General features: G+C 64.4%; 11 protein-coding genes. 4 read left to right on the top strand and 7 right to left on the bottom strand.

Annotated features, from left to right (window positions below; all coding sequences use genetic code 11):
* Nucleotides 1-41: 41 nt before the first annotated feature.
* From ACI2KG_RS23645 to ACI2KG_RS23675, 7 genes are all read right to left on the bottom strand, one after another.
* A complete protein-coding gene (locus tag ACI2KG_RS23645) occupies nucleotides 42-1,013 on the bottom strand; it encodes a fatty acid desaturase (RefSeq protein WP_404663494.1) in 972 nt (323 codons plus the stop codon).
* 10 nt (nucleotides 1,014-1,023) lie between these two features.
* Nucleotides 1,024-1,851, bottom strand: coding sequence for an SDR family NAD(P)-dependent oxidoreductase (locus ACI2KG_RS23650; RefSeq protein ID WP_400620142.1), 828 nt, complete (start codon nucleotides 1,849-1,851; stop codon nucleotides 1,024-1,026).
* Nucleotides 1,848-2,993, bottom strand: coding sequence for an acyl-CoA dehydrogenase (locus ACI2KG_RS23655; RefSeq protein ID WP_404663495.1), 1,146 nt, complete (start codon nucleotides 2,991-2,993; stop codon nucleotides 1,848-1,850). The genes ACI2KG_RS23650 and ACI2KG_RS23655 overlap by 4 nt, the downstream gene beginning before the upstream one ends.
* A 4-nt stretch (nucleotides 2,994-2,997) precedes the next feature.
* Complete coding sequence (locus ACI2KG_RS23660) at nucleotides 2,998-3,441, bottom strand: type II toxin-antitoxin system RatA family toxin (RefSeq protein ID WP_400620148.1); 444 nt, start codon at nucleotides 3,439-3,441, stop codon at nucleotides 2,998-3,000.
* A gap of 9 nt (nucleotides 3,442-3,450) precedes the next feature.
* Nucleotides 3,451-4,707 carry an aspartate aminotransferase family protein gene (locus ACI2KG_RS23665; RefSeq protein WP_404663496.1) on the bottom strand — a complete coding sequence of 419 codons (1,257 nt, stop codon included), beginning with the start codon at nucleotides 4,705-4,707 and terminating at the stop codon, nucleotides 3,451-3,453.
* A 4-nt stretch (nucleotides 4,708-4,711) separates the two neighbouring features.
* The gene (locus ACI2KG_RS23670) at nucleotides 4,712-5,785 is read right to left on the bottom strand and encodes an SDR family oxidoreductase (protein WP_404663497.1); all 1,074 of its coding nucleotides are present in this window, start codon (nucleotides 5,783-5,785) and stop codon (nucleotides 4,712-4,714) included.
* A 200-nt stretch (nucleotides 5,786-5,985) separates the two neighbouring features.
* Nucleotides 5,986-6,723 (bottom strand): helix-turn-helix domain-containing protein, encoded by a 738-nt coding sequence (locus ACI2KG_RS23675; RefSeq protein ID WP_400620157.1) that lies wholly within the window; start codon nucleotides 6,721-6,723, stop codon nucleotides 5,986-5,988.
* A 270-nt stretch (nucleotides 6,724-6,993) separates the two neighbouring features.
* On the opposite strand from ACI2KG_RS23675, the gene ACI2KG_RS23680 reads away from it, so the two are divergent.
* The 4 genes from ACI2KG_RS23680 (at nucleotide 6,994) to ACI2KG_RS23695 (ending at nucleotide 9,290) form a co-directional block, all read left to right on the top strand.
* Nucleotides 6,994-7,746, top strand: a complete 753-nt coding sequence (locus ACI2KG_RS23680) for an FKBP-type peptidyl-prolyl cis-trans isomerase (protein ID WP_201205990.1) — start codon at nucleotides 6,994-6,996, stop codon at nucleotides 7,744-7,746.
* A 288-nt stretch (nucleotides 7,747-8,034) separates the two neighbouring features.
* The gene (locus tag ACI2KG_RS23685) at nucleotides 8,035-8,475 is read left to right on the top strand and encodes a YkvA family protein (RefSeq protein WP_404663498.1); all 441 of its coding nucleotides are present in this window, start codon (nucleotides 8,035-8,037) and stop codon (nucleotides 8,473-8,475) included.
* A 111-nt stretch (nucleotides 8,476-8,586) separates the two neighbouring features.
* Nucleotides 8,587-8,925, top strand: a complete 339-nt coding sequence (locus tag ACI2KG_RS23690; RefSeq protein ID WP_404663499.1) for a multiprotein-bridging factor 1 family protein — start codon at nucleotides 8,587-8,589, stop codon at nucleotides 8,923-8,925.
* Complete coding sequence (locus ACI2KG_RS23695) at nucleotides 8,922-9,290, top strand: hypothetical protein (protein WP_013971408.1); 369 nt, start codon at nucleotides 8,922-8,924, stop codon at nucleotides 9,288-9,290. The genes ACI2KG_RS23690 and ACI2KG_RS23695 overlap by 4 nt, the downstream gene beginning before the upstream one ends.
* Nucleotides 9,291-9,467: the final 177 nt, after the last annotated feature.

Below are 9,467 nucleotides of genomic sequence, written 5' to 3' on the forward strand. Positions count from 1 at the left end.
ACTCGGTTCCTTGAGTGTGGGGGTTGCTCACCGGGTGTGAATCACCGCCCGGGGCTGCCTGGCGGTGGCATCGTTTGCCAGGCGCCGGCATAGGGGAAACGTGCCTTGCAGTAGCGCAAAGCGCCGAAAAAACGCGGTTCGAGCAACGCCTGACGGCCTTCGTACCAACCGCTGGCGAGCAGTTGCCGGTGCAGGCGCGGCAGGCGCCAGCACGGTACCCGCGGGTACAGGTGGTGCTCCAGGTGGTAGTTGGAGCCCAAGTGCAGCAGGGTGCTGAGGCTGGCAGTGCGCGAGCGCGCCACCGGCAGCGCCACGCTGGTGTCGAAGGCATGCTCCTGATAGGCATTGAGGGCCGATATCAACAGCGCCAGCAGCAAGCACCCGGCCACGGCCGGCAGTAGCAGTGGCCATTTCGCCGCCAGCAGCAGCCACACGGCCGGCCACAGCAGCTGGCAGGCCAGGTTGACCCTGGCCAGCAAGCGGATCTGACCATCCGGCAGCGGCAGCGCGCCGTTGACCTTGGCGCCGGGCAATGCCAGGCGCACGGTTTGCAGCAAGTACCAGGCGGTGGCATGCAGGCGCGACAGCAGCAGCCGGCTCAGCGCCAGGCGGTAGCGCCGCAGCAGGCGCCAGTCCGGGTCCTTGGGGCCGCCGTTGTAGCGATGGTGCTGCCAGTGGTCGACGAAGTAGCCGGTGACACAGAAGCCCGTCAGCATCGAGCTCAGCAGCACCGCCAGCAGGCAGCTGTACAGGCGGTTGTCGCTGAGGTTGAAGTGGAAGCCCTCGTGGCCGAGGATGCCTTGCAGGAACAGGCCGTAGCCGGCCAGCAGTAGCAGCGGCAGCAACAGCGGCCATGCCTGCGGTGCCCGCTCCAGGGCGGCCACCAGCAGCGCCAGCGGTGCCGCGAACAGCAGCAACGCATAGCCGACCACCAGGGTGGTTTCCAGCGCCGACGGCGTGAGCAGGCTGCGTGCCGGGCGTAGCGTGGGCTTGTCCAGTGCCAGTTGCGTCATCGGCCCGGCCTCAGTCGATCAGTTCGGGCTTGAGCGCCAGCTGCCCGGCCTTGCTCAGGCTGCGCAGGCGCAGGCTGATAAAGGCATCGACCAGGCTCGGCAGCCAGCGCGCGGTGTACATGGCCACGCTGCCGAGGAAGGTCAGCCCGCGGTTGCGCAGGCCATGCTGGGTGCAGGCGCGCATCAGGCCATTGCTGGCGTCGTCGAGTTTTTCTTCCAGCGACAGCAGCACACGCTCGCCGCGCTTGAAGCTGACCAGGCGCTTGACCGACAGCCCGACCCGTTCGGCCGGGTCGTGAATGGCAGTGTCGATGAAACCGGGGAACACCGTGACCACGTCCAGCTGGCCTGGGTACTGCATGCGCAGCACATCCGAATAGGCGCTCATGGCCCGCTTGCTGGTGGCATAGGCGGCGACGTAGGGCGCGTTGACCAGGGCAAACAGCGAAGACACGTTGACCACCTTGCCGCGCTTGCGCAGCAGTGCCGGCAAAAACCGCGAGGTCAACTGCCAGGGTGCCAACAGGTTGACTTCCAGGGCGCGGCGCACGTCATCGTTTACCCCGGTTTCGCCCCGTTCCAGGGTCAGCACCCCGGCGTTGTTGACCAGGATGTCGATGTCGCCGAAACGTTCAAGGATCGAAGTGGCGGCTTCATCCAGGCGCTCGCGGTCGCACAGGTCGAGCAGGTAGTAGGCATCGAAGTTCAGGGCCGTGTGCGGCTCGAGCCGGTCGATGCCGATCACGGTTGCCCCTTGGCGCTTGAGCTTGCGCGCGGTTTCCAGGCCCAGGCCGCGTGCCGCGCCGGTAATGACGACAATCTTGTTGAGCAGTTTCACAGGGTGACTCCATTGGCAATGCTGAAGGTGGCGCCTTGCAGGTAGCGGTCGAGGTTGGCCGTCATGCTGAAGCGGCCGGGCGGGTGGAACTGCAGGCCACGGGTACTGGCCAGCCAGTCGCAGCCCAGGTTCGAGCGGATGAACGCCAGGCCACCGAGCATCTGGTGGGCCAGGTCGGAGGCGCTGGCCAGTTGCTGTTCAATGCCGTAGCGGGTCAGCAGCAGGCGTGCCAGCAAGTCGTCGGCGTTGCCTTGCAACTGATCGACTTCGTAGGCCAGGCCCTCCAGCGCGCTCAGGCACAGTTGCAGCTGGCAGGCCAGTTGCACCCGCTGCTGGTCGCTCCAGCGGCGCTCTTCGATGGCCCATTCCACCAGGCCCATGCAGGCCCCCAGGTAGCTGGCGCTGATCAGCAGCTCGAACCAGATGAACCCGATGGTCTGCACGTCGCCCAGCTGGGATTTCAGCCCGGCGGAGAAAATCATCTTGTCGCTGACGTAGACATCGTCCAGGCGCAGTTCCAGGCTTTGCGCCGCGGCCAGGGCACTGTTGCCCCAGAACGGGTGGTGGCTGATGCCCGGGGCGGTCGCGGGGATCAGCGCGATCATCAGTTCTTCGCCGTGCTCGCTGGCGCGGCTGTAGCTGGCCGTCAGCAGGTCCATCGAACTGCTCAGGCTGCACGGTTGCTTGCTGCCGCTCAGGCGCACGCCGTCGGCCAGTTGCACGGCTTCCATGCCGGCATCGAGGATGCCGCCACCAGGCACGCCTTCGGCGAAGCCCGAGGCCAGCAGCAGGCGTTGCTGGGCGATGGCCGACAACAGCAGGCCTTCAGCGCCTGCGCCGTTGTTGGCGACTGCGACCAGGCTGGCCACGGAAAACTGGTGCATGGTGCTGGCCACGGCCAGCGACGGCGACAAGGCACCCAGGGCCAGTTGCACGTGCAGCGCTTCGCGGGCGTTGGCACCCAGGCCGCCACCGGCCTTGGGCACCAGCAAGGCCACCGGGCCGGTATGTTTGAACCAGTCCACCACCGGGCTGCCCGCGGCTTCGCGCTGTTCGAACGGCAGCTCGGTCAGCAGCTTGGCAAAGTCCGGGGCAAAGCGTTGCAAGGTTTGCCGGGCGTTGTGCAGGAGTGACAGGGGCATGGCATCAATCCTTGATCTGGCTGTTCGGGAACAGGCCATGAATGATGGCGCTGATGTTGTCGCGGATCGCCTGGCGGGCGACCGGGTCGAGCATGTCGGCCAGCATCGGCAGGCCCAGGTCGAAACAGGAGCGGAAGGCGATGCTGGCGCCTTCGGCGGTTTCGCTGACTTGCCACGAGCCGGAAAAATGGTCGATGTCGCCCGCGGTCTGGCGGAAGTGGATATGCAGGTTGGCCGGGTCGAACACGTCACGTTCCTGCCACTTGAGAATGCCGCTGTGGAAGTTCACCTCCCAGTTGCTCAGCACCTCGTGCTCATGGATCGCTTCGATCTCGATGTTGCGCACCGACTCGCACAACTGCGGGTAGACGCTGAAGTTGCTGATGGCGGCGTAGACCTGTTGGGCACTTTGGCTGGGAACATGGGCGTTCAGGCTGACTTCTTTCATTTCGGTGTCCTATTCAAAGGTTCGGGCAAGGGCGCGCGCGAAACCGCCGAGCAGCCATTCAACGTCGCTGTCGCTGTACAGGGCCGGCGGTGTCAGGCGGATAACCCGGTGATCGTTGAGCGAATGGTTGACCACGATGCGTTGGTCGATCAGGTGCATGACCATGTTTGCCGCCAAGCCGGCATCGGCGAACTCCAGGCCCAGCAACAGGCCGGCGTAGCGCAGCTGTACTTCGGCGCCGCGCGGGTGCTGGCGCAGTACGTTGTGCAGGCCCAGTTGCAAGCGTTGCCCCAAGGCGGCGGCGCGCGTCACCAGTTGTTCGCGCTGCATCACCTGCAGGGTCGCCATCACCGCCGCCATGGCCAGCGGGTTGGCGCCGAAGGTGGTGGTGTGCATCAGCGGGTTGCGATTGAGGGGCGCCTGCATGTCGGGCGTGCAGACCATGGCGCTGACTGGCACGCAGCCACCGGACAGGCTTTTGCCCACCAGCAGAATGTCTGGCACCACGCCCTCATGGTCGCAGGCCCACCAGCGCCCGGTGCGGCCCATGCCCGACTGGATTTCATCGGCAATCAGTACCGCGCCGTACTCGTCGCACAGCGCCCGCACCTGCTGCAGGTAGCCAGCCGCAGGCACGATCACCCCGGCTTCGGCCTGCACCGGTTCAAGGATCACGCAAGCGCGTTCAGGCTGCGCCTGCAATTGCTGGCGCAGCGCTTCGATATCACCGAATGGCACAAAGTGGCTGTGGCCCAGGCGGTCGTCGAACGGCGAGCGATACAGGTCGCGCCCGGTGACCGCCAGCGCGCCAAGGGTCTTGCCGTGGTAGCCACCCAAGGTCGAGATCACTTGCTGGCAGCCGTTCAGCCAGGCCAGCTTCAGGGCGGCCTCGGTGGCTTCGGTGCCGGAGTTGCAGAAGTACACGTACTGCAGCGGGGCAGGGCACAGCGCAGCCAGGGCGGCGGCGGCCTGGGCCTGGAACGGGTTGAGCATCAGCTTGCTGGCCATCGGGTGGCTGTGCAGCTGGCGGCTGACCTGTTCGACCACCTGCGGGTGCGCATGGCCGAGCAGGAACACGCCGTAACCACCGGCATCGAGGTAGCGGTTGCCGTCCATGTCGAACAGGTAGACGCCTTCGCCAGCCACCTCGATCGGCAGGTTCATCATCGATGCCAGGCGGGCATAGCCGGCATTGACATGGTCGCGGTACTGCGTGCGCACGCGCTCGGCGTCGAGCCCTTCGGGCAAGGGAGTGAAGCTGTTCATCGTCTCAGGCCTCCATGGCCAGTTCGCCACGGCTTTCACCCGCTGCCGGAATCTTCAGCATGCGTTGCATGGCCGAAAGCTTGGGCGACAGCCGCGCCAGGGTCAGGGCCAGCTCCTGGCGCGGCGAACGCATGGCCAGGCGCTGGGCCGGCAACAGTTGCTCCAGCGAGCTGGGCAGCGGCTGCAGCAGGCTGGCGTAGCGGCACAGTTGGGTGGCGCGGCCGAGGGCGGCGCGGATGTTCTCTTCCAGGGCCGGCAAGAACACCGGGCGCACCAGGCGTTCATAGATGTCCGGGTTCATGCAGCGCGGCCGCTGGAAGGGCTTGCCCTGGTCGTGCATTTCCGCGCACATCAGGTCGAGCAGGGTGCGAATGTCCAGCGCCTGCGGGCCGTTGCTGAGGAAGTAGTCATCGCCGATCAGGCGCTGGTCCAGGGCGCTGGCAATGCCAGCCGCCGCCACGTCGCGGGCGATCACATCGACCCGCCCGTCTTCCGGGCACGGGATGATCGGCAGGTAGCCCGACATCATCAGCCCCATGGTCAGGTGAAAGCCCTGCAGCATGGGCATGTGGCCGCTGTGGCTGTCGCCAATGATGATTGACGGGCGGAAGATCGACACCGGTACGCCGGCATCGCGCACCAGGCTTTCGGCCTGGCGCTTGACCACTTCGTACGGGGTCGAAGGCATTACCCCAGGGTGGTAGTCGCACGGGTGGGTGAAGGCGGTGCTGATGTGGTACAGCGGTACGTCGGCGTCGCGGACAAACGCCAGCACCTGCTCGGTGCCTTGGTAGTTGACCGAGAACACCGCTTCGGCGTGGCCATCCAGGCGGGTGATGGCCGCGCAGTGGATGACCCAGTCGACCCGCTTGGTCAGCGCCAGGTAGTCCGCGCTGGACAGGCCCAGGTTCGGTTGGCAGATGTCACCGCGCAGGGTTTCGACCCCAGGGTGGCGGATGCTGCTGCGACGGGTCAGGCAGACCAGGTGGTAACGGTCGGCCAGTTGGTCGATCAGGGTATCGCCCAGTACGCCGGCGCCGCCGGTAAGGAAAACGGTCAGCCGTGAGGGTCCTGACATGGGCTAGCACTCCTTGCTCGCTAGGTTGATGAAGTGGCGTGTGCCATGGCGCTCGTCTGCCTGGCAGCCGCAAGGGGGCCAAGGACCGGAACGATTAAAAAAGCCGACCTGTGTGCCCTGGGTAAAAGGCGGCCGGCAAGTGGCCCTGCGCCTGGTGGTGGAGACCCCGGTTGGCGCGGGCTGGAGGGGATGATGGCGATTTAGAACTGCGGATTCTTGAATGAATCGCTTGTATTGCGCAGCACCATGGCGACGCGGCTGGGCGACATGCCGACCATGCGGCGCATCATGCGGGTGAGGTGGGCCTGGTCAGCGAAACCGCCGGCCATGGCGGCATCGCTGAGGCTGGCATCGTGGGCGAGGGCGTGGCAGGCACGTTCGAGTTTGCGCCAGATGATCCATTGCGACAGCGGCACGCCCATCTGCCGCGTGGCAAAAAAACGCAGGCGCGGGCTGGACAGGCCCACCGCGCTGGCAGCACGCGATACCGCGCCGATACCGGCCCAGTCCTGGCGCAGCAGGTTCAAGGCATTGGACAGGCGGGGGTCGAAGCTTTCGGGGGGGACCAGCTTGAGTTCCAGCGCCGCCACCACCTCGTGGAAGTTGGCGGCATGGCGCACGCAGTCGACGATGTCCTGGCTGACGGCGGCTTTGCCACTGTCGTCGAGCAAGGCCTTCAGTGCGCGGCCAAGGGGGGCATCCGGGTAGCAGTAGAGAAAGGCGACGCGGTCCGGGTTGGGCAGTGAACGGTGGTCGACGGAGGGCCCGATCAATACCCCAGGCGCGGTGAGCACCTGCTTGCCGAACTCCACCGTGATGTCGTAGCGCAGGCCGATGCACAGCTGGATGGCGACATGGGCATGGGCAGCAGTCTGGTCGGTATTGCCGGTGTAGCCCAGCCAGTAATCACCGAAGGTGACTGCTCCATCCCATCTCATTGTGCATCCCGAAAGCCTGTTCTAGATAGCCTGGCCGCTACCGCGCCAGTATCCTGAAAGCGGCAGATGATAGCGTTATGGTATATCTTGGTCGATACAAAGCGTAACGAATGATCTTTTGCACTAATTAAGGCTTTTATGCCGCGCGCAAGGCTGTGGAACTAATCCCTGTTTGCTGGCTCTTATGCCGGTAGCCATGGGTTGGGGACGCCTGATAAGCTCGCGGCTTCTACCCTGATTGCCCTTATGGCGCATGAACAAGGAAATCACATGAAACAGCATCGTTTGGCGGCTGCGGTTGCCCTGGTTGGCCTGGTACTGGCTGGCTGTGATCAACAGGCCAGCAGCCCCGAGCTGAAGACTCCGGCGCAGAAAGCCTCCTACGGAATCGGCCTGAACATGGGCAAGAGCCTGGCTCAGGAAGGCATGGAAGACCTTGATTCGAAAGCAGTTGCCCTCGGCATCGAAGACGCCGTTGGCAAGAAAGAACAGCGCATCAAGGACGAAGAGCTGGTAGAGGCCTTCACCGCCTTGCAGAAACGCGCTGAAGAGCGCCTGGCCAAGGCCAGCGAAGAAGCGGCTTCTGCCGGCAAGAAGTTCCTTGAAGAAAACGCCAAGAAGCCGGGTGTTGTCACCACCGCTTCGGGCCTGCAGTACGAAGTGGTCAAGAAGGCCGACGGCCCGCAGCCCAAGCCGACCGATGTGGTCACTGTCCACTACGAAGGCAAGCTGATCGATGGCAAGGTATTCGACAGCTCCGTCGAGCGCGGCAGCCCGATCGACCTGCCGGTCAGCGGCGTCATCCCGGGCTGGGTCGAAGGCCTGCAGCTGATGCACGTTGGCGAGAAGTACAAGCTGTTCATCCCGGCTGAACTGGCCTACGGCGCGCAAAGCCCAAGCCCGCTGATCCCGGCCAACTCGGTACTGGTGTTCGACCTGGAACTGATCGCCATCAAGGACCCGGCCCAGCTGCAAGGCGCCGAGCCTGAGGCTGAAGCCCCTGCCGAAGCCCCTGCCAAGTAATCTGGCAGGTTGTCGAAAACGCCCCGTCCTCACGGGGCGTTTTCGTTTGTGGCGATTGGACGAACCTGCAACTGCTGATACTGTCCGAGGAAATGCAGCGTGAAGAAGTAGGAAGCTTCTGACGCAAATCGTTTGCGGTGCAGGTAGCCACCGTGTGAAACGACTGTGTAAAAAACGCCCGATCTGACCGGGGCCCTTGCCTGGCAGGCACCCGGGGTCAGAAACTTCGCCCTGTTCACAAGGTTATCCACAATAAATGTGGATAACCTTTTCCCTCTCGGAGGCTCCATGAGCGCACCCTGGAATTTCGCCCGTTTCCTGCCCTTGGCAGAGCGCCTGCTCAGCCGCGGCCGGTTGCCGGCCCTGCTGTTTGCCGTGGCGCGCAAAGGCCCGCGTATCGGCCAACTGCGTGAAGACGTGAAGCTGCTGCAGTCGTTGTGCCTGGCCTGGTGGCGTGGCGAGTACCGCGCCATCAGCCCCAAAGCCCTGGTCACCATCGTGGCTGGCCTGCTGTATTTCGTCAGCCCCATCGATGCCATCCCCGACTGGCTGCTGGGTGTGGGCTTTCTGGATGACATCGCGGTACTGGGCTGGGTACTGAAGACCGTGGCCGATGAACTGGCACGCTTCAAGGCCTGGCGCGACAGCCAGGCACCCGAGCGGCTGCGGGTGGTCGAGCGCCTGCCAGCCACCCCGGAAGCGCTGCGCCTGGAACGCAATACGCGGTGAAACCGGCCAGCACCGCACCGCAACTGCACAGACCCCGGAGTTGGTAATATAATTGGCATAAGGGTTATGCCTACGGATTACATGCTGTAATCCTTTTTAAAGGGGTTTGTAATGGGTATTCAGGTTATCAGCCGGGACGGTCAGCCCGAGTACGCCGTCGTTCCCTGGGAGCAGTACCAGGCGCTGCTCAAGGCCGCAGGGCAGGCACCGGCTGAGGCCGATGTCAGCGAACAGGCCACAGCTGCTGTTGCTGCGCCGTTGCCGGCGTTCAGTGAAGTTGCACAAATCCGCCAGGCCAAGGGCATCGCCCCTGAGCAGTTGGCGCGCAATGTCGGGGTAAGCCCGGCGTACCTGGCGATGATCGAGTCGGGCGAGCGCCAGCCGGATGCGGCTATCCGCCGTGCACTGGCCTGGCACTTGGGGGTGGCAGGCTGGAGCGAGCCATCATGAGCCAGGTCAGGATCAGCCGTCAGCATTGGGATAACCTGCTGGGCGAGCTTGACCTGGCCCGTCGTCAACGCCACTTGCTGACTTACCGCGCGCTGATCGAGCGCTTGCAGCTGCCCAGCCCAGCCATGCAGACGCTGACCGCCGCGCTGGAATACCTGGCGGTACTGGATGCCCGTGCCGAACAGCCCTTGCGCAGCTCGCTGGTCATCAGCCAGGGCGCTAGCCGTTTGCCGCGTACTGGCTTTTTCGAATGCGTGGAGCGCTTGGGGCGCTTCTCCGGGCCGGTGGATGGTATGGAAGCGGCGTCGTGGCATGCTTCCGAGGTGGTGCGGGTGTTTGAGTACAGCTATCCCGAAACGGCATGAGTCGTTACCCGTGCCGGCCCTATCGCCGGCAAGCCAGCTCCCACAGGTTCACCACAGGCTTTGAGCCTTGCGCGTGACTGTGGCCAGCTCTCATCAAACAAAATGCAACCCACTGTTTTTTAAGCACTCAGGCAGCCACCACTTGATACCCCAGCTTCCGGGCTTTGCGAAGCAAAG

The sequence above is a fragment of the Pseudomonas sp. NPDC089407 genome, assembly GCF_044900445.1.
GTDB lineage: Bacteria > Pseudomonadota > Gammaproteobacteria > Pseudomonadales > Pseudomonadaceae > Aquipseudomonas.